Annotated in this window: 15 protein-coding genes; 8 read left to right on the top strand and 7 right to left on the bottom strand. The window is 68.8% G+C overall.

Features of this window, described 5'->3' with window-relative positions; genetic code table 11:
* Nucleotides 1-8 precede the first annotated feature (8 nt).
* From EII35_RS00765 to EII35_RS00740, 6 genes are all read left to right on the top strand, one after another.
* Complete coding sequence (locus EII35_RS00765; protein ID WP_125226550.1) at nucleotides 9-1,100, top strand: adenosine deaminase; 1,092 nt, start codon at nucleotides 9-11, stop codon at nucleotides 1,098-1,100.
* Complete coding sequence (locus tag EII35_RS00760; protein ID WP_125226549.1) at nucleotides 1,097-1,969, top strand: ribonuclease H family protein; 873 nt, start codon at nucleotides 1,097-1,099, stop codon at nucleotides 1,967-1,969. Before EII35_RS00765 ends, EII35_RS00760 begins: the two co-directional genes overlap by 4 nt.
* A 156-nt stretch (nucleotides 1,970-2,125) precedes the next feature.
* A complete protein-coding gene (locus EII35_RS00755; RefSeq protein ID WP_125226548.1) occupies nucleotides 2,126-2,995 on the top strand; it encodes an ATP-binding cassette domain-containing protein in 870 nt (289 codons plus the stop codon).
* Nucleotides 2,996-2,997: 2 nt separating this feature from the next.
* Entirely contained in the window at nucleotides 2,998-3,591 is a 594-nt protein-coding gene (locus EII35_RS00750) for a hypothetical protein (RefSeq protein ID WP_221739637.1), read from the top strand.
* A 61-nt stretch (nucleotides 3,592-3,652) separates the two neighbouring features.
* Nucleotides 3,653-5,440, top strand: coding sequence for a methionine--tRNA ligase (gene metG, locus EII35_RS00745; RefSeq protein WP_125226546.1), 1,788 nt, complete (start codon nucleotides 3,653-3,655; stop codon nucleotides 5,438-5,440).
* A gap of 102 nt (nucleotides 5,441-5,542) precedes the next feature.
* Nucleotides 5,543-6,406 (top strand): SDR family oxidoreductase, encoded by an 864-nt coding sequence (locus EII35_RS00740; protein ID WP_185744089.1) that lies wholly within the window; start codon nucleotides 5,543-5,545, stop codon nucleotides 6,404-6,406.
* Between the two features lie 494 nt (nucleotides 6,407-6,900).
* Here EII35_RS00740 and EII35_RS00735 read toward each other — a convergent pair whose 3' ends face one another.
* Both EII35_RS00735 and EII35_RS00730 read right to left on the bottom strand, forming a co-directional pair.
* On the bottom strand, nucleotides 6,901-8,529 hold the full coding sequence (locus EII35_RS00735) for a phospho-sugar mutase (protein ID WP_125226544.1): 1,629 nt from the start codon (nucleotides 8,527-8,529) through the stop codon (nucleotides 6,901-6,903).
* Nucleotides 8,526-9,326, bottom strand: a complete 801-nt coding sequence (locus EII35_RS00730) for a purine-nucleoside phosphorylase (protein WP_125226543.1) — start codon at nucleotides 9,324-9,326, stop codon at nucleotides 8,526-8,528. Before EII35_RS00730 ends, EII35_RS00735 begins: the two co-directional genes overlap by 4 nt.
* Before the next feature lie 97 nt (nucleotides 9,327-9,423).
* Between EII35_RS00730 and EII35_RS00725 the strand changes: the two genes are divergently transcribed.
* Nucleotides 9,424-10,827, top strand: a complete 1,404-nt coding sequence (locus EII35_RS00725; RefSeq protein ID WP_221739636.1) for an NAD(P)H-quinone dehydrogenase — start codon at nucleotides 9,424-9,426, stop codon at nucleotides 10,825-10,827.
* Here EII35_RS00725 and EII35_RS00720 read toward each other — a convergent pair whose 3' ends face one another.
* Entirely contained in the window at nucleotides 10,828-12,576 is a 1,749-nt protein-coding gene (locus tag EII35_RS00720; protein ID WP_125226541.1) for a DEAD/DEAH box helicase, read from the bottom strand. It lies immediately after the preceding gene.
* A gap of 123 nt (nucleotides 12,577-12,699) precedes the next feature.
* Complete coding sequence (locus EII35_RS00715) at nucleotides 12,700-13,443, bottom strand: hypothetical protein (protein ID WP_185744088.1); 744 nt, start codon at nucleotides 13,441-13,443, stop codon at nucleotides 12,700-12,702.
* Between the two features lie 94 nt (nucleotides 13,444-13,537).
* Between EII35_RS00715 and EII35_RS00710 the strand changes: the two genes are divergently transcribed.
* Nucleotides 13,538-14,365: a GNAT family N-acetyltransferase gene (locus EII35_RS00710; protein WP_185744087.1), complete on the top strand. Its 828-nt coding sequence runs from the start codon at nucleotides 13,538-13,540 to the stop codon at nucleotides 14,363-14,365.
* A 21-nt stretch (nucleotides 14,366-14,386) separates the two neighbouring features.
* Here the strand turns inward: EII35_RS00710 and EII35_RS00705 are convergent, their stop codons facing one another.
* From EII35_RS00705 to EII35_RS00695, 3 genes are all read right to left on the bottom strand, one after another.
* Entirely contained in the window at nucleotides 14,387-16,918 is a 2,532-nt protein-coding gene (locus EII35_RS00705; RefSeq protein ID WP_125226538.1) for a DEAD/DEAH box helicase, read from the bottom strand.
* Nucleotides 16,919-17,014: 96 nt separating this feature from the next.
* A complete protein-coding gene (locus tag EII35_RS00700) occupies nucleotides 17,015-18,367 on the bottom strand; it encodes an MFS transporter (protein ID WP_125226537.1) in 1,353 nt (450 codons plus the stop codon).
* A 10-nt stretch (nucleotides 18,368-18,377) separates the two neighbouring features.
* Nucleotides 18,378-19,322, bottom strand: coding sequence for a sugar kinase (locus tag EII35_RS00695; RefSeq protein ID WP_125226536.1), 945 nt, complete (start codon nucleotides 19,320-19,322; stop codon nucleotides 18,378-18,380).

Genomic DNA, 19,322 nt, shown 5'->3' with positions numbered 1-19,322 from the left:
TCACGGGCATGCTGACTGTCGACGAACTGCGTTCCCTGCCCAAGGTTGCCCTCCACGACCACCTCGACGGCGGGCTCAGGCCGCAGACCGTCATCGACCACTGCGCCGAGAACGGGCATGAGCTGCCGACCACCGACCCCGAGGCGCTGGGCCGTTGGTTCTTCGAAGCGGCCGACTCCGGCTCGCTGGTGCGCTACCTCGAGGGCTTCGCCCACACCTGCGCCGCCATGCAGACCCGGGAGCAGCTCGTGCGGGTGGCCCGGGAGTTCGTCCTGGACCAGGCAGCCGACGGCGTGGTCCACGCGGAGGCGCGCTGGGCGCCGGAGCAGCACCTGGAACGGGGGCTGACCCTGCGGGAGGCCGTCGAGGCCGTGCGTGACGGCCTCGCCGAGGGAATGGCCGAGGCCGAACGGGACGGCCGTGCCATCGTCGCCACCCAGCTGGTGACCGCCATGAGGCACGTCGAGACCCCGACCACCGAGATCGCCGAACTGGCGGTGGAGTATCGGGACGACTCAGTGGTGGGCTTCGACATCGCCGGCGCCGAGCACGGGTTCCGGCCGTCCCGATTCCAGGAGTCCTTCGACCTGTTGCGGCGGCACAACGCCCACTTCACCATCCACGCGGGCGAGGCCGACGGCCCCGAGTCGATGTGGGAGGCCATCCAGCTGTGCGGGGCGCAGCGGATCGGCCACGGGGTGAGGATCGTCGAGGACATCGAGGACCTCCACGGGCCGAGGCCCCGCCTGGGTCGGCTCGCCGCCTACGTGCGTGACCAGCAGATCCCACTCGAGGTGTGCCCCACGTCGAACACTCAGACGGGGATCGCCGCCACCATCGCGGAACATCCGGTGGGGCGACTCGCGGAACTGGGCTTCAACGTCACCATCCACTGTGACAACCGCCTCATGAGCGGCACCTCGCTGAGCCGGGAGTTCGCGCTGCTGAGCGAGGCCTTCGGGTGGGGGCTGGCGGAGGTGGAGAAGGCCACCGTGGCGGCCATGCGGGCCGCCTTCCTCCACCATGACGAGCGGGAGGCCCTCGTGGAGGGCATCATCCGTCCCGCCTACCGTGCCGCGCGCCGCGGGGAGACCGCGTGATCGTCGCCGCCGCCGACGGGTCGTCCCTTGCCAACCCCGGCCCGGCCGGCTGGGCCTGGTACATCGACGAGGAGCGTTGGGCCGCGGGAGGCTGGGTCCACGGCACCAACAACATGGGGGAGTTGCAGGCGGTCCTCGACCTGCTACTCGCCACGGCGGCCAGCGATGAGGAACTTCTCGTGCTGTGCGACTCCCAGTACGTCATCAACTCGCTCACGAAATGGCTGCCGGGCTGGAAGCGCAAGGGCTGGCGCAAGGGCGATGGCAAACCGGTGCTCAACGTGGAACTCATGAAGCAACTCGATGCCGCCCTGCAGGGCAGGCGGGTCCGCTTCGAATGGGTGAAGGGCCATTCCGGCCATGAGCTCAACGAGGCCGCCGACGAGCGGGCCCGTGCCGCCGCCACCGCCTACCGCGACGGCACCGCCGTCGACACCGGGCCCGGTTTCGGCGCCCCGAGGGCGGCCGCGGCCCCCGTCGAGGAACCGGAACCGGAGCCGGACCTGTTCAGCGTTGTCGTGGACGAGGTGCCCACCACCCCCGGCACAGCCAGTCTGCGGATCAAGGCGCTGCTCACCACCCTCACCCAGCAGCTCCTCGACCCGGCGGTCCGTACCGACGCCGCGCGCCTGAGAGAGCTGCTCCACCCCGACTTCGTCGCCCACGCCGTGGACGGGCGGATCATTGACGCCGACCACGGGGCGTGGCAGCCGCTCGACGACCCGGAGATCGAGATCCTCGCCATCGACCAGTACCAGCCCGGGTGTGTCGGGGTGAGGTGGCGGCAGCGGGATCGACTCCGGTTCAGTCTGTGGCAGCAGACCCCGCTGGGGTGGCAGCTGAGGTTCGCCCAGGTCACCCCGGTCTGAGTAACCGCGAATCGGGCAACCGGGTTCAGCAAAAGGATGACACTTTGGGGTGGACAGGTGCCCACCCGTCACTTTGGCCATAGACTCATCCCTGCCTGTGGGACACAGGTTGATTCATGATGAGGTCCCGGGACCGACCGGGCGGAGAGGACTCCCTTGGCTGACGAGCTTGCCTTCGAGTTGCGCTCCGCGTCCGTCGGGCTCGGGGCGCGTGCGGTGCTGCAGGAGGTGAACCTCGCGGTGCTGCCGGGCACCGTGCTCGGCCTCATCGGTCGCAACGGGGCCGGCAAGTCCACCCTCATGCGCCTGCTGGCGGGACGGGAGGGGCGTTTCTCCGGTGAGGCCCGGGTCTTCGGCACGCCGCTGCCGGATGCCGCCTCGGGGCGGGTCTTCCTCACCGCGGAACACTGGCCCTTCGGCGCGGATCTGAGGTTCAGGGATCTCATCCGCCACCTGCGGAGGGTGCACCCCAACTTCGACGAGGAACGGGCCCTGGAACTCCTCGCCTGGTTCGACGTCCCGGCCAACCGCTACTCCTTCGCCGTGAGCCGGGGGCAACGGACCGCGGCCTTCCTGTCCCTCGCCCTGGCGGCCAGGGCGCCGCTGACCCTGCTCGACGAGCCCTATCTCGGCCTCGACGTCCCGGCGCGGCGACGCTTCACCCGGCTGCTCACCGAGGAACTGGCCGCCCATCCCCGCACCCTCGTGCTGTCCACCCATCTCGTCGACGAGGCCGAGCCGCTGTTCCACCGGGTCGCGATGATGGAGGCCGGGCGGGTCATCGCCTCCGACACCGTGCCCGGGCTCGTGTCGTCCTTCACCCGGGTCTCGGGCCCGGTGGAACAGATCGCACGGCTGCCGAGACTGGGACGGCTGGACCGGGTCGGCGGCAACGGCAGCGTCGTCGTGAGGCGCGGCAGCGAGGGAGGTCTGAAGGGCTCGCCGGTCACCCTCCGGGAACTGGCGGATCTCCTCATCGGACCCCGGCGCGAGGCCATGTCCGAGGATGCTGGAGGAACCAGGTGAACGTGACGATGACGCCCATCCTGTCCGCTCTCGGCGGCCGATGGGGGTGGCGCTTCTGGTGGCCGGTGCTGCCGTGGCTCGTTGATGTCGGGATGGTCCTGGGGTTCCGTCGCGGTGCCATCGAGGAACCGGCGGGCGTGCTGCTCGTCGCGGCCCTGTTCGGCGTGGCCATGCTGTGGCTGTGGGGTGCGAGGTTCGCGGTGAGCCTGGGGCATGCGCGTCGGCACGTGTACCCCGTCGGGGTGCTCGCCACGTTCACGAGCATCGCCGCGTGGGCGGGACTCACCGGGGTCAGCGGGGTCCTGCTCGGGCGGGATGAGCTGCGCGACGCCGTTCCCCTGTTCGTCTTCTACGGGCTGCCCCTGACGGCGTTGTTCCTCATGGTCTGCACTTCTGCCCTGGGAGCCGGTTGGCGCGGCGTGGCCGTGTCGGTTCTGTTGTGGGCGGGGTTGGCGGCGGGGTTCTACGCCGTTGTGTGGCCGCTCCTTGACGAGGTGACGGGCAACCAGTTCATCGGCGGCAGCGTCGGGATCGTGTCGTTCTTCTCCGTGGGCTGTTGGGCCGGATGGCTGGGGTTCCGCCACGCCAGGGCCTGACCCGTCGTCGAGCCCTCCCATGGCGTGAACAGGCAGGTGCCGGGCCGATACAATTCGGCGCATGTGTGCAGACGTTCTCGCGGCGGTGGCGTGGCCCTACGCCAATGGCCCCCGTCACATCGGTCACGTGTCCGGCTTCGGTGTCCCCTCGGATGTCTTCGCCCGCTACATGCGGATGGCCGGGCACAACGTGCTGATGGTCTCGGGCTCCGACGAGCACGGCACGGCGATCCAGGTCAAGGCGGACCAGGAGGGTCTGACCGCCAGGGAGTGCGCCGACAGGTACCACCGGATCATCGCCACGGATCTGCAGGGTCTCGGCCTGTCCTACGACCTTTTCACCCGGACCACCACGCCGAACCACCACGAGGTGGTGCAGGCGATGTTCACCGCCCTGCACGACAACGGCTACGTCTTCTCGCAGGTGCAGATGGGGGCCATCTCCCCGTCGACGGGCCGCACTCTCCCGGACCGGTTCATCGAGGGCACCTGCCCGATCTGCGGATACACCGGCGCCCGTGGCGACCAGTGTGACCAGTGCGGCAACCAGCTGGACCCCGCCGACCTCATCAACCCCGTCTCCCGGATCAACGGGGAGACCCCCGAGTTCGTGGAGACGGAGCACTTCTTCCTGGACCTGCCGAAGGTGGCTGAGCAGCTGACCCAGTGGCTCGACACCCGCGAGGGCTGGCGTCCCAACGTGCTGAAGTTCAGCCACAACCTGCTCAAGGAGATCCGTCCCCGGGCCATCACCCGGGACCTCGACTGGGGGGTCCCGATCCCGCTGGAGGGCTGGATCGACGCCCCGATGAAGCGGATCTACGTGTGGTTCGACGCCGTGATCGGCTACCTGTCCGCGTCCATCGAATGGGCCAGGCGCAGCGGCGACCCCGAGGCGTGGCGCACCTTCTGGAACGCCGAGACCGCGCAGAGCTACTACTTCATGGGCAAGGACAACATCGTCTTCCACTCGGTGATCTGGCCGGGCATCCTGCTCGGCGCCAACGGTCAGGGGGCCGAGGGTGGGGAGATCAAGCCGGAGCTCGGCGAGTTGCAGCTGCCGACCGAGGTGGTGAGTTCGGAGTTCATGACGATGAAGGGCTCGAAGGTCTCCAGCTCTCGTGGCGCCAACATCTTCGTCGGCGACTTCCTCGCCGAGTTCGGCCCGGACGCGCTGCGGTACTTCATCGCCGTGGCCGGCCCGGAGAACCAGGACACGGACTTCACGTGGGAGGAGTTCGTCCGCCGCACGAACTTCGAGCTCGCCAACGAATGGGGCAACCTCGTCAACCGGTCCATCTCGATGGCCCACAAGAACGTCGGAGCGATCCCGGAGCCGGGGGAGTTCACCGACGAGGACCAGGCACTGCTCGACGCCTCGGCAGCGGCCTTCGACACCGTCGGTGAGCACATCGCCGAGCGTCGTTTCAAGGCGGGGATCACCGAGGCGATGCGGATCGTGTCGCTGGCGAACAAGTACCTCTCCGACGAGGAGCCGTGGAAGAAGAAGGACGACCCGGCGCGTCGGGACACCATCCTCCACGTCGCCCTGCAGGTGGTCAGCGACTGCAACACCCTGCTCACCCCGTACCTGCCCCACGCGGCGCAGGCCATCTTCGAGGCCCTTGGCAACGAGGGGGTGTGGGCGGCGCAGCCGGAGCTGGTCGAGGTCAGCGACGGTGACCTGACCTACCCCATTCTCACCGGCGACTACGCCGCCCAGCAGGCCACCTGGGAGCGACGGGACATCGTCCCCGGGACCCCGCTGGCCAAGCCGACCCCGCTGTTCCGTAAGCTTGACGAGAAGCTCGCCACCGAGGGCCCGAGCTGGGCCCCCATCCGCGGATAGGCGGCACGTGATTCCGGCCGATGAGTAGGAATGTGGTGCTGCGGCAGCGTCGGTTGGTGAGTGAACCTGAAGATGCCAACAGCTTCGAATGGGAGAAGTGAGATGAACCGTGTCGGTCAACCTCGTGTCGCTGTGCTGGGCGCAGCTGGCCAGACGGGCGCAACCTTACTTCCCGAGTTGGTGGCTCGTGGAGCAGCGGTGCGGGCAGTGGTCCGACCCGGGGCCTCGGTTTCTCTGCCCGAGGGGGTTGAGAGAGCTGAAGCTGATTTTGCCGACGTCGAGGCGTTGACGGAAGCGCTGTCCGGGATTGACGCGGTGTATCACATCCCGCCGACATATTCCCCGCATGAGGTGGCATTTGGTCGGCACGTGATGAAAGCGGCAACGCGGGTGGGTGGGGTGCGCCTGGTGTACCACTCGGTGATGCACGCCGAGACACCTGACATGCCGCATCATTGGCGCAAGTGGCAGGTCGAGGAACTGCTTCGGGAGTCGGCGTTGTCGTGGACGATAGTTCGCCCGGCGATGTATGCGCAAACCGCCTTGGCTTTCCTCAACCGGGCAAGAACGCGGTTGCGATTGCCGTTTTCGCCCGACAGCTGGTTCACCCCCATCGACGTGGCCGACGTGGGTCGAGCTGCGGCGATCGTGCTGGTCGAGGGCGGGCATGAGCGCCAGACGTACACCTTGGCCGGAGCCGAGCGGCTGACCATGCGGCAGATGGCTGAACGTATGGCTGACGCCTGGGGACATGACGTCTCCGTGCAGCGCTGGCCGTCGTGGTTGGTGGCCCGGGTGGCGGCTCGTCGTTATGACCATGGTTCCCGTGCGCTGCTGAAAGCAATGTTTGCGCATTATTCCGCTGCAGGATTTGAGGGTCCAGCTGATGACCTGAGGAGATTGCTCAAGGGGGAACCGACTGGTTTTGCGGCCACGATGACTCGGTGTGCCCTCTCGGAGCAGTAGCGGGGGTCGGCACGGTTGCGGCGTTGCTCACGAGAGTCAGAGCAGGAGGGTTGTTCAGCGGAGGCTTCAAGGTCGCCCTGACCCGAGGTCTACCCCCTGCACGACCCTCCAGGATGGTGTTTCCTGACCGTGGTGGTTTCGCCTGTCCTGTCCCGGGTTCGCCCGTGTTGGGTGTGGCTCGCCTGTCCAACTGGACAGGCGAAGAGAATCGGCAGGCGTTTCCGGCCCAAGGCAGGCGAATCTGCGTGCTGCGGAAGCCGGTGGGAGGGGGTGACTGAAGGATGAGTGCCAGAGGTCTCGACATGGACTGCGCGCTGGCACGCGTGGTCCGGTGTGAGCAGCGGGCGTCATCAATGCCTTGAGGAGATCGGCGACGCCCGCCACCGGTTTGAGCCTCAGGAACAGTGATGCTGCCGAGGGTGGACGGGTGGGGGAGCGGAGCCCCCACCGAACACTGGCCGATCCTCGTCGGCCTCAACACGGTCGGCTGAGGGTCAGCCGACGCCGAGGATCTGGCGGACCTGTTCGCGCAGGGTGGTCAGGCGGGTGGCTGCGGCGAAGCGGGCCGCCGAGCCGATCTGGGTGCGGTCCTTCGGCAGGCACACCTCCAGGTAGCACTTCAGCTTCGGTTCGGTTCCGGACGGGCGGACGATCACCCGGACCGCGTCGCTGACGAGCATGACCGCGTTCGTCGGCGGCAGGTCGGGGGAGCCCTCCGCGAGGTCATGGAACACCACCGGCACCCCGAGAAGGGTGGCGGGGGGCGCCTGACGGAGACGATCCACCGCCGCCGAGATGAGGCTGAGGTCCTCGAACCGCAGGGACAGCTGGGCCGTGGCGAACAGGCCCAGTTCGGCCGCCAGCTCATCGAGCCGATCCGCCAGGGTTAGTCCACGGGCCTTGAGGGTGGCGGCCAGTTCCAGGACCATGAGGGCGGCGGACAGGCCGTCCTTGTCGGGGACCCGGTCCGAGTCGCAGCAGTAGCCGATGGCCTCCTCGTAACCGAAGGCCAGATCCGGCACCCTGCCGATCCACTTGAAACCGGTGAGGGTGGTGACGTGACGGCGGTCCCGCAGCTGGGCGAGCTTCTCCAGGCCCCGGGAGGACACCACCGAGTTCGCCAGCACCCCGGGGGCGCCGCGGGCGATCATGTGGTCGCCCAGCAGGAGCCCCAGCTCGTCCCCGGTCAGCATGCGCCATCCGCCGTCGACGACCGCCGCCACGGCGCACCGGTCGGCGTCAGGATCGTTCGCGATGACGACATCGGCACCCACCTCGGCGGCGCGTGCCAGTGCCAGGTCGATCGCCCCCGCCTCCTCGGGATTGGGGAAGGCCACCGTCGGAAAGGCCGGATCCGGCTCCGCCTGCTCCGCGACCTCCGTCGGCGCCGCGAACCCGGCCGCCGCGCTCAGGCGTCGCATCGCGTGGGCGCCCACCCCGTGCATCGCGGTGTGCACCCACGACAACTCGCGCGGGCTCGTCGAGGGCACCAGCCTCGCCGTCTGGTCGATGTAGGTGTCGAGCAGTTCCTCGCCGAGGACACCGTACTCATCGGAGCGGGGCAGATCGGCCAGCGAGTCGATGGTGTGGGCGGCGATGCAGGTCGCCATCTCGGAATCCGTCGGCGGGATGATCTGGGAGCCGTCCCCCAGGTACACCTTGTAGCCGTTGTCCGCGGCCGGGTTGTGGGAGGCCGTGACGACGATGCCCGCCACGCACCCGTGGTGCCGGATCCCGAACGCCACGACCGGGGTCGGGGTCGGGGATGCGGTCAGCAACACCTTGAACCCAGCCCCCGCCAGCAGTCTCGCCGACTCCGTCGCGAAGTCCCGGGACTTGAGCCGGGCGTCGAAACCGATGATGACCCGGCCGCCGGCGTGGCCGTGCTGCACCAGCCAGTCACCGATGCCTGCCGCGGCCTGGGCCACGACCACCCGGTTCATCCGGTTCGGGCCGGGGCCCATACGCCCTCTGAGCCCAGCAGTGCCGAACTCGAGCGGGCCGCTGAAGGCGTCGTCGAGTTCGGTTCGGTCATCCTCGGCCAGGAGTCGTTCCAGCTCGGCTCGGGTGTCCGGATCAGGGTCGACGGCCAGCCAGGCGCGGGCCGCTTCGTGGGCGCTCACAGCGCACCCACGATCCCCGCCAGCAACCCGGCGAGTCGTGGACCGGCGTCGCGACCGGTCTGCAGCACCTCGGTGTGGTCCAGGTTGGACTCCGACAGCCCTGCCGCGGCATTGGTGACCAGCGACAGCCCGAGTACCTCCAGGCCGGCCTCGCGGGCGGCGATGGTCTCCAGCGTCGTGGACATGCCCACCAGGTCGCCGCCGAGGATCCCGGCCATCCGGACCTCGGCCGGGGTTTCGTACTGCGGTCCTCGGAACTGGACGTAGACACCCTCCGGCAACTCGGGTGCCACACCGTGTGCAAGGTCCCGCAGCCGCTTCGAGTAGGCCTCGGACAGGTCGATGAACGTTGCCCCCTCCAGCGGGGTGTCCCCGGTGAGGTTGATGTGGTCCTTGATGAGCACCACCGTGCCGGGGGCCCATTGCGGGTTCAGCCCGCCACAGCCGTTGGTCAGCACCAGCGTCGTCGCCCCCCACGCGGCGACGGTACGGACCCCGTGCACGACCGGGGCGACCCCGCGCCCCTCGTAGTAGTGGGTGCGTCCCGTGAGGACCGCCGCCACCTTGCCCCCAGTCGTCCGCTTCAGCAGCAGCTTCCCGCCATGGCCACTCACCACGGGGCGGCTGAAGCCCGGCACCTCACCGAGCTCGATCTCACCGATCGGATCACCCAACTGGTCGGCGCCGCTGGACCAGCCGGAGCCGAGCACCAGCGCCAGGTTGATCCCCTCGACGTCGAAGTGGGTCCTGAGGAAGGCGGCCGCCTCGGCCGCGAGCTGCTTGGCGTTGTCAGTCATGAAGCCAGCCTACTGGCGATGACCGACCAAGGTCGGCGCTTCGTCGGACATGGCCAGAGCTCCTGCCTCGCGGGAAGGGCTGTGCCAAGATGAGCGAGTGGCAAAGGTAGTGATCATCGGTGGCGGTCCTGGCGGATATGAAGCGGCTCTCGTCGCGGCCCAGCTCGGAGGGGAGGTGACCCTGGTCGAACGGGATGGTCTCGGGGGTGCTGCGGTGCTGACCGACTGTGTGCCTTCCAAGGCGCTGATCGCCGCAGCCGAGGTCATGAGTTCGATGGAGCGGGCCGGTGCGTTGGGACTGCACTTCCCGGGCAACGACGCCACCAACGTCGTCGAGGTCAACCTCGCGGAGCTCAACGGGCGGGTGCGTTCCCTCGCCGCGGCCCAGTCGCGGGACATCGCGGGCCGACTCAACCATGAGGGCGTCACCCTCATCCAGGGCACGGCGCGTCTTGACGGGAGGAACACCGTCATCGTCCGCGAGGCCTTCGGCGAGCACCGACTCCACGCCGACATCATCCTCGTGGCCACCGGCACCACCCCCAGGGAACTGCCCGACGCCCCCTGCGACGGCCGTCGGGTCCTCAACTGGAAGCAGCTCTACGACCTGGAGGAGCTGCCGAGTCGGCTCATCGTCGTCGGCTCCGGCGTCACCGGTGCCGAGTTCGCCTCCGCCTACGACGCCCTCGGCGTCGAGGTGGTCCTGGTCAGCTCCCGCAGCCAGGTTCTCCCCGGCGAGGATGCCGACGCCGCCAACGTGCTGCAGCGGGCCTTCACCGACCGCGGCATGGAGGTCATGAGCGAGTCCCGCGCCATGGCCGCGCGGACCGACGGCAACGAGGTGGTCGTCACCCTCGCCGATGGCCGCGAGGTGCGCGGCTCCCACTGCCTCATGGCGGTCGGGTCCATCCCCAACACGGCGGACATGGGCCTGGAGGAGGCCGGGGTCGAGTTGTTGGCGTCGGGGCACATCGTGGTGGACAAGGTCTCCCGCACCTCGGTGCGCAACATCTACGCCGCCGGGGACGTGACCGGCGTGTTCGCCCTCGCCTCCGTCGCTGCGATGCAGGGACGCATCGCGATGTACCACTCGCTGGGCGACGCCGTCTCCCCGCTCAACCTCCGCAACGTCTCCTCCAACGTGTTCACCTCCCCGGAGATCGCGACGGTCGGGGTGTCGCAGCGGCAGGTCGACGCGGGAGCGGTGCGGGTCGCCTCGGTGCTGCTGCCGCTCGCCCCCAACGCCAGAGCCAAGATGCAGGGTTTCACCGACGGCTTCGTCAAGCTCCTCTGCCTGCCCACCACGGGCATCATCATCGGCGGTGTCGTCGTCGCCCCGAACGCCTCGGAACTCATCCACTCCGTCTCCGTGGCCGTCAGCCAGGGACTCACCGTCGACCAGTTCAGTTCCAGCTTCACCGTCTACCCGTCGATGTCCGGGTCGCTTGCGGAGGCGGCCAGGCGGCTCCACAAACATCACGCGGAGATGAACGAGTTCTGATCAGCGCCGCAGCCACTTCCGGGCCTGGGCGATGCGTTCCGCCACCTGCTCCGTGGTGGCCTGGGCCAGCGGCGGGCCACCGCACTCTCGCCTGAGGTCGGCGTGGACGTGACTGTGGGGGCGCTGCTCGAGGCGGGCCAGCTGGCTCACCAATGAGTTCAGTTCCTTCCGCTGGCTGGCCAGCGCCCGGTGCAGCGGCACCTCGGGCTGCGACTTCGGGTCCTTGCGTTCCCGCCGTCGGATCTGGCGACGCTGCCGGTCGGCGAGCAGGGCGCTCACCTGATCGGGTTCGAGCAGGCCGGGCAGGCCCAGGTAGTCGAGCTCGTCCTGGCTCGTCGGTTCGGCGTGCATGCCGAAGGCCTGCGAGTCGAAGAGCACATGGTCGAAGGTGGCCTGCGAGTCGAGAGCCTCGAACTCGCCCAGCAGGTCGTCGGCGGCGGACTCGGAGCGGTTCGCCGCCTCGATGAGGGCCTCCGTCTCGGCCCAGAGGTCCTCCTGGTCGCCGCGGGGGCGGCCCAGCACGTGGTCCCGGGCCCGCTCCAGGGTGGCGGCATGGGCCAGCAGGACCGGCACGGTCGGGAGGAACACCGTGGCCACTTCACCCCGTCGCCTCGACCGGACGAAACGACCGACAGCCTGGGCGAAGAACAACGGCGTCGAGGTGGAGGTGGCGTAGACCCCGACCGCCAGGCGTGGCACATCGACACCCTCCGAGACCATCCGCACCGCCACCATCCAGCGGTCCTCGGAGGCGGAGAACTCCTCGATACGTTTGCCGGCCTTGGCGTCGTCAGAGAGGATCACGGTCGGCTTGGCCCCGGTGATCTCGGTGAGCAGCTTCGCGTAGGCGCGGGCGACGGTCTGGTTCGTGGCGATGACCAGGCCCCCGGCGTCGGGCAGGGTGCGGCGAACCTGCGTCAGCCGCTGGTCCGCGGCCCGCAGCACCGCGGGGATCCACTCGCCGGTGGGGGACAGGGCCGTCCGCCACGCATGGGCCGTGAGATCCTTCGTGAGCATCGAACCCAGATCCGCGTCGAGCACCTCCCCGGAGCGGGTCCGCCACTTCATCTGGCCGCCGTAGTTCATGAAGATGACTGGCCGCACCACGTGGTCGGCGAGGGCCTCCTTGTAGCCGTAGGTGTAGTCGGCCCGCGAGGTCCTGACCCCGGAGGCGGTCTCCTCGTAGGTGACGAACGGGATGGGGTTGTCGTCGGAGCGAAACGGTGTCCCGGTCAACGCCAGCCGACGGGTGGCGGCGCTGAACGCCTCCCGGATGCCGTCCCCCCAGCTCTTGGCGTCACCGGCGTGGTGGAGCTCGTCGAAGATCACCAAGGTCCGCACGTCATGGCACAGGGCCTCGTAGATGTGGGCCCGGATCGACACCCCGGCGTAGGTAACGACCGAGCCGTCGAACTGCTTGGAACGGCCGCGGCGGGTGCCCCCCGTCCCCGGGTCGAGGTGGATCCCGACGCGGGCTGCGGCATCGGCCCACTGGGTCTTGAGATGTTCGGTGGGCGTGACGACGACGATGCGGCGCACGGTCCGGGAGCTCAGCAGCTGGTGGGCCACCCGCAGCGCGAAGGTGGTCTTCCCGGCGCCGGGGGTCGCCACACACAGGAAGTCGCGGGGCTGCTCCCGCTCGTACAGGTCGAGGGCCGCGACCTGCCAGGCACGCAGGCTCTGCGCCGTGCCCCAGGCGGCGCGCTGGGGATAGGCGGGGGAGAGGTGCTCGAACGCAGAGGAGGACATACGGCGAGCAAGGCTACCGGAGTGGGGTGGCACGGTCGCGGCCACACTCCCGGGCGAGCAGTTTCGCCTGCCTTGGCGCGCAAACCGCACTCAGGGCAGGCGAACCCGTCGTCAGGCGGCCGCTCAGTCGTCGAGCAACCCCATGAGCAGCGACATGCCGCCGATCATGAGCGCCCCCTTGACGAGGCCGCCGCTGAGCGGGTTGTTCACATAGGGCTGGTAGTAGCCGCGGGTGTAGGCGGCGTGTCCCTGGTCCTGCCAGTACGGCACCGTCTGGTAGCCCTGCTGCACCATCCGGATGTGGGGGTTGGCGCCGGAGCTGACCCGGGCTGCGTCGAGGGCGCAGGCCGGAACCTCGCGGGGCGTGCCGCCGTCCGGGGTCCACATGACATTGCGGGTCGAGGGGCCGTGGGACGGGTCGAAGAAGCACGGGGGACGGCGTTCCGGCATCTCCTCGCCGCGTGCCCCGGCTCGGACGCAGGCCATGGCGTAGCGCCCCTCCTCCAGGATGTGGGCGACCGCGGCGGCGTCGGAGGACAACCGGGCCATGGCCATCGCCTGCTTCGCGTTCTCGTAGGCGTCCAAGGCCTCGGTGTACTTCGCCTGGGCTGCAGCGTCGAGCTCGTACCCGACGACGTCGAGGTCCAGGTCACGCAGTTCGTCCCCGAAGCGGGTGATGTCCGCGTCGAGGGAGGAGCGCGCCGCATCGGACAGCGGCGGATCCACCGGGGCGCCGAGCGGTGGCATGGTCCTTGGGCTCACCAACATGGTCTGCCGGTCCTCGTCGCGGTCGCTGAGGGTGCGCAGCACACCCACGGCGAACACCACCATGAACATGAGCAGCATGAGGGTGAAAAGGCCGGACATCTGTCATCACTCCTGGGATTCGTTGACTCAACCCATGGTACGTGGGCGCCCAACCAGTGGCCGCGTAGCATGTCGCCGACGGGGAGGAGACAAGGTGCGGATCGATTCGAGGAGCTTCGCCGAGCTCACTGTGGATGAGTTCTTCGGGATCGCGCGGCTGCGCAACGAGGTCTTCTACGTCGAGCAACGCGTCGACGTCCCCGACTTCGACGACCTCGACCGCTGCGGGGCGACGAGGCACTGGTGGATCCCCGATGAGGAGGGTGTGGCCGCCTATGCCCGATCCGTCCGGCTGCCCCGCCCCGAGCGCGGGGCGACGGCCAGCTTCGGGCGGGTCGCGGTGCGTGTTGATCGACGGGGGGAGGGCCTCGCTGCCGCCCTGGTGGCGGCCATCCTCGACGAGGTGGCCACGGAACCCGTGGTCATCCATTCGCAGAGCTCCGTGATGGGCCTCTATGAACGCTTCGGCTTCGTTCCTGTCGGTGGTGAGTTCATCGAGGGTGGGATCCCCCACCGCACCATGATTCGCCCTGCCCCCGAGATCCGGGTCAGCGCGGTCCTGATCACCGACGACGACGGCCGCGTCCTCATGGTCCGCAAACGAGGGACAAGCCGCTTCCTCAATCCCGGCGGCAAGCCCGAACCGGGAGAGGAGCCAGCACAGTGTGCGGCCCGGGAGCTGGCGGAGGAGACCGGGATCCACATCCCGGCCGGGGACCTCATCCCGTTGGGGCAGGTGCGGGAGGCGGCGGCCAATGAGCCCGGTCACGTCGTCGTCGCCGACATCTTCCGTGCCCCGCACCCGATCTCGGTCCTGCCCCGGCCCAGGGCCGAGATCGAGGAGGTCCGGTTCGTTGATCCACATCGCGTGGAGCCCGACTGGTCCCCGCTGTTCACCCACCGCATCCGGCACCTGCTGTGAGGAGCCGTGATGATCCCCTGGTCAGCCGTCGAGGCGGCTGAGGTCCAGGGTCCGCAGCACCAGTTCCCCGGCCTCGTCGCACTCGTCGAGATCCACCGTGGCGAGGATCGACCAGTCGCGGTTGCCCGCGGGGTCGTCGAGGATCTGCCGCACCTCCCACAGCCTGCCGCCGCGTTTCGTCTCCACGACGAAGAAGGCCGGGCCGCGGGCGTCCTGCCCGACGCCGATGTCCTCGTGCTCGTCCCAGTAGTCGCCGAGCGCCTCGTCCCAACGCCGCCGGGTCATCGGGTCCCCGCTCGTCAACGCTGCGAGGGCCTCGACGTCGTCGTCGGCGCACAGCTCGACCCGACGCCACATCGCGTTGCGCACCATCACGCGGAACGCACGGGCGTTGCCCGTGACGGGGCGGGCCGGCTGGGCGGCCTCCGCGCGTTGTTCGACGGGGAGTCCGGCCAGGTTCGCCAACTCGCTCCACTCGTCGAGCAGCGACGAGTCGACCAGTCGCGTCGAGGCCCCCAGCCAGTCGATGAGGTCCTCGAGTTCCTCGGTGCGCAGTGACTCCGGCACGGTCTGCCGCAACGCCCGGTAGGCGTCGGTGAGGTACCGCAGCAGCACCCCCTCGGTGCGTTGCAGCTTGTAGTGCGCGACGTACTCACCGAACGTCATTCCCTGTTGGTACATGTCCCGCACCACCGACTTCGGATGCACCGGCGTCTCCACCAGCCACGGGTGGGCGGCGGAGTACTCGAGGTGGGCCTGCTCCAGCATGTCCGCCAGCGGCTGCGGCCAGGTCACCTCCTCGAGGGCCTCCATCCGCTCGTCGTACTCCCATCCATCTGCCTTCATCTCGGCCATCGCCTCGCCCCGCGCCTTGAACTGCTGGGCCAGGAGCAGCACGCGTGGATCCTCCAGCGTGGCCTCGATGACCGAGACGACGTCGAGGGCGTGGTCCGGGGACTGGTCGTCCAGGGTCTCGATGACCGCGAGGGCGAAGGCGGACAGGGGCTGGTTGAGGGCGAAGTCCCGTTGCAGGTCCACGTTGAGTTCGTGACGTCGCCCCCCGGGGGTGGGCTCCTTGAGCCGGGTCACCACACCTGCCCGTAGCAGGGACCGTCCGAGCTGGACCGCTCGACGCAGCAGGGCCCGGCGGGCCTTCCCATCCACCCCGGTCGCGTCGACGAGTCGGGTGACTGCCGTGCTCGTCGCCTCGTCGCGTTGCAGGAGGTTGAGCAGGAGCGCGTGCGTGATGCGCATCCTGCCGTTCAGCGACTCCGGTGTGGATTCGATGAGTTTGGTGAAGGTGGCCTCCGTGTAGTTGACGAATCCCTCCGGCGGTTTCTTCCGTCGCACGGAGCGGAGCTTCTTCTCGTCCCCCTCGAACTTCGCCAGGATCCGGGCGTTCTCCACCTCGTGCTCGGGTGCCTGGGCGACGACATTGCCGAGCGTGTCGAATCCTGCTCGTCCCGCCCGCCCAGCGATCTGGTGGAACTCGCGGCTCCTCAGCACTCGGGAGCGCCTCCCGTCGAACTTCGTGAGTGCACTGAACAGCACCGTGCGGATGGGGACGTTGATGCCCACCCCAAGGGTGTCGGTGCCACAGATCACCGCCAGGAGGCCCCGCTGGGCCAGCTGCTCGACCAGTCGACGGTAACGGGGCAGCATCCCCGCATGGTGGACGCCGATCCCGCCACGCAGCAGCTTGGCCAGCGTCTGCCCGAAACCACCCGCGAAGGGGAATCCCGCCAGGGCCTCCTTCAGTTCCTGGGGTACCGCCGCCGAGGCCTTGCGCACCACCCCCTGGCTCAGCAGGGCCGTCGCCTGGTCCACCGCGGCCCCCTGCGTGGAGTGCACGATGTAGACGGGAGCCTGATGGGTGGCGACGATCTCGGCGATCGTCTCGTGGATGGGGGTGAGCGCCCACCGGTAGGTGAGGGGGACCGGGCGGGTGACGCCGCCGATCACGGCGGTCTCCCGCCCGGTGCGGTCGGTCAGGTCCGAGGCGAGCCGGGTGACATCCCCCAGCGTTGCGGACATGATGACGAACTGCGCCTGGGGCAGCTCGACCAGCGGCACCAGCCAGGCCCAGCCGCGGTCCGGATCGGCGAGGAAGTGGAACTCGTCCATGACGACCTGGCCGACCTCCGCCCCGCGCCCCTCCCTGAGCGCCAGGTTGGCGAGGATCTCCGCCGTGCAGCAGATGACAGGGGCGTCGGCGTTGACGGAGGCGTCCCCCGTGACCATCCCGACGTTGTCGGCCCCGAAGGCGTCGCACAGGGCGAAGAACTTCTCGTTGACCAGTGCCTTGATGGGGGCGGTGTAGTAGGTGCGACGTCCCTCCGCGAGGGCGGCGAAGTGTGCGCCGAGCGCGATGAGGGACTTGCCCGACCCGGTGGGGGTGGTGACGATGGCATGGTCCCCGGCCAGGATCGCCAGCAACGACTCCTCCTGATGGGGGTACAGCGTGATCCCCTGCTCCTCCACCCAGGCGGTGAAGGTCTCGAACAGTGCGTCGGGGGTGGGGTCGGTGGGGGTCAGGTCCGTCAACGTGGTCATGGCGTTCCCGATTCTTCCACCTCCGGCCGGTTTCTTCGCGACGCGCGGGGTGGTGGGGCCCCGATCCCGGTCGAGGCCCCACCACCCGTCGACGCGTCAGATCTTCTCCAGCGAGACGTTGCGCGTCTCCTTGGCGAAGAGGTAGGTGATGCCGCCGACCACCAGGAGGGCTGCGAAGAGCAGGAACGCGGGCGGGACCGCATCGCGGGTCACGTTCTGCTTGATGGCGTCCCCGCCGATGAGCCAACCCATGAGGAAGGGGCCGATGATCTTCGCCGTGGCGCCGATCCCGTAGCCGAGGCCGAGGCCGGTGGAGCGGGCCTCGTTCGGGAACTGCTCCGCGCCGAAAGCGTTGAGGATGCCGAAGGCGCCGTCGCCGAAGGTCATCGTGACGACGATGCCGATGAAGAACACCCAGGCGTTGTCCGTCGTCGCCGCGATGACGCAGCCCACGGCTCCCAGGAGCCCGAACAGGAGCATCACCATGCGTCGCCCGATCCGGTCGGCCAGCCAGGCGGACCCCAGCCGACCCGCCACATCGGCCAGCGAGACGATGGTGAACAGGCCGCCCACCATCGCGGCGGAGAACCCGAAGCCGTCCTTGAGGAGGGTCTGCCCCCACGACTGGACGGTGAAGGAGCCCAGGATGAAGCTGAACGATCCCACCGTGATGATGATGAGTTCCTTCGGGTAACGGGAGAAGATGACCCCGAGCGAGGACTTCTTCGTCTCCTCCACGTCGGGCAGGTCACCGACCTCGTCGACGGGCATCTCCAGCGCCCAGGCGTAGGCGGCCCGGGCCTCGTCATCCCGCCCCCGGGACTGCAGGAAGCGTGGTGACTCGGGAACCATGCGCAGCCACAGCAGCAGGAAGATGGGCAGGGCACCCAGCGCGATGAGGCCACGCCAACCGATCGGTTCGCCCAACCACAGCTGGGCCTGGGCGCCGAGCAGCAGCCCGATCGGGATGAACACCGACGCCAGGCCGGCCAACAGGCCACGGCGCTTCGCCGGGACGAACTCCTGGACGTAGGGGATGGAGGTGATGTTGAGGCCGCCGACGCCGGCACCGACGATGACCCTGAGGACCGCCAGCATGATCCAGCCCCGCTCGGGGGTGAGGAGGGTGAGGGCCGTGAAGACGGTGAACAGGACGACGCACCAGAAGAAGGAACGTCGGCGCCCGATCCGGTCCGCGAGCGCGCCCCACAGGATGGCGCCGAGCACGGTGCCCGCGCCGGATGCCCCGAGGATCCAGGCGGCCTCGAACCCGGTGAGGTTCCAGGGTTTCGTCAGCAACGACACGACGAAGCCGATGAGGAACATGTCGAAGAACTCAGCGATGTTCGCGACGATGACCAGGGCGATGAGGTTCTTCTGATTGCCCGTGAGTGGGCGGGAATCGATGAGTTCGCTCGCCGTCGGGCGGGCGGAAGGTGTTGTGGTCATGATGGCTCGCTCAACGAATGATGTCGGTGGTCGTGGGGATGGCGAGCTCCGAGGGCGTGATGAGCGTGAGATCGCCGTGGTGGGTCAGGGCGTACTTGGAGACACGCAGCCCGTAGTCGATGCCCTTGACGATGTCGCCGCCGAGGTGGCCGTGGAGCGTCGCGGCGACGAAGGAGTCGCCCGCCCCCGGCCGGTCGATGACCGGGACGAGTTCGACGGGGCGGTCCTCGATGCCGTTCGGACCCGCGTAGTAGACCCCGTTGTGTCCGTCCGTGGAGACGACGTGCTCGGCGCCGAACCGTTCCCTCAGCTGCCGGGACACCTCGGCCCGGGCTCCGTCCAGCCCCCACAGGACCCCGGCGTCCTTGCGGGAGCAGAAGATGATTCGGCACTTCGAGGCGATCCGACTCAGGATTCGATCCGCCTGGTCGGGGTCCCACAGCAGGCTGCGGTAGTTGACGTCGAGGGCCACCTCGATGCCGCGTTCGTGTGCGGCGTCGACGAAATGGGTGATGACCCGGGCGGTGTTCTCGGTCAGGGCGGTGGTGATGCCCGTGACGAAGGCCAGCCGCGTGTTGAGCATCGACTCCCAGTTGACGTCGTCGACGCTGATGTCCCGGAACGCCGTGTTGAGGCGGTCGTAGGTGACCCGGGATGGCATGGGCGGCTCGCCGGGTTCCATGAAGTAGAGGGCCACGCGACCCTCCGGCACCCGGATCATGTTGCTCATGTCGACGCCGACGGCCCGGAACTCGCACAGGCAGCGTTCCGCCAGGTCGGATTCGGGCATGACCGAGCACCAGGAAGTCCGGCGCCCGAGTTGGGAGAGCAGCCCGGAGACGTTCGCCTCGGAACAGGCGGCGGTCATCCGGAGCTGTCTCGTGTTGGACAGTCGTTCGCCCTGAGGGACCGTCAGACGGATCTGGCCCTCGCCGATGGTGGTCAAATCAAACAT

The sequence above is a fragment of the Arachnia propionica genome (assembly GCF_003932785.1).
GTDB lineage: Bacteria > Actinomycetota > Actinomycetes > Propionibacteriales > Propionibacteriaceae > Arachnia > Arachnia propionica_B.
Note: the sequence above shows the minus strand (reverse complement) of the source record. Positions and strands in the feature narration are given on the sequence as shown.

Coding starts and splice junctions, on each gene's coding strand:
- EII35_RS00765 (WP_125226550.1), top strand. CDS start 9: ATGCTGACTGTCGACGAACTGCGTTCCCTGCCCAAGGTTGCCCTCCAC.
- metG (WP_125226546.1), top strand. CDS start 3,653: ATGTGTGCAGACGTTCTCGCGGCGGTGGCGTGGCCCTACGCCAATGGC.
- EII35_RS00740 (WP_185744089.1), top strand. CDS start 5,543: ATGAACCGTGTCGGTCAACCTCGTGTCGCTGTGCTGGGCGCAGCTGGC.
- EII35_RS00730 (WP_125226543.1), bottom strand. CDS start 9,326: ATGACTGACAACGCCAAGCAGCTCGCGGCCGAGGCGGCCGCCTTCCTC.
- EII35_RS00720 (WP_125226541.1), bottom strand. CDS start 12,576: ATGTCCTCCTCTGCGTTCGAGCACCTCTCCCCCGCCTATCCCCAGCGC.
- EII35_RS00715 (WP_185744088.1), bottom strand. CDS start 13,443: ATGTCCGGCCTTTTCACCCTCATGCTGCTCATGTTCATGGTGGTGTTC.
- EII35_RS00705 (WP_125226538.1), bottom strand. CDS start 16,918: ATGACCACGTTGACGGACCTGACCCCCACCGACCCCACCCCCGACGCA.
- EII35_RS00700 (WP_125226537.1), bottom strand. CDS start 18,367: ATGACCACAACACCTTCCGCCCGCCCGACGGCGAGCGAACTCATCGAT.
- EII35_RS00695 (WP_125226536.1), bottom strand. CDS start 19,322: ATGTTTGATTTGACCACCATCGGCGAGGGCCAGATCCGTCTGACGGTC.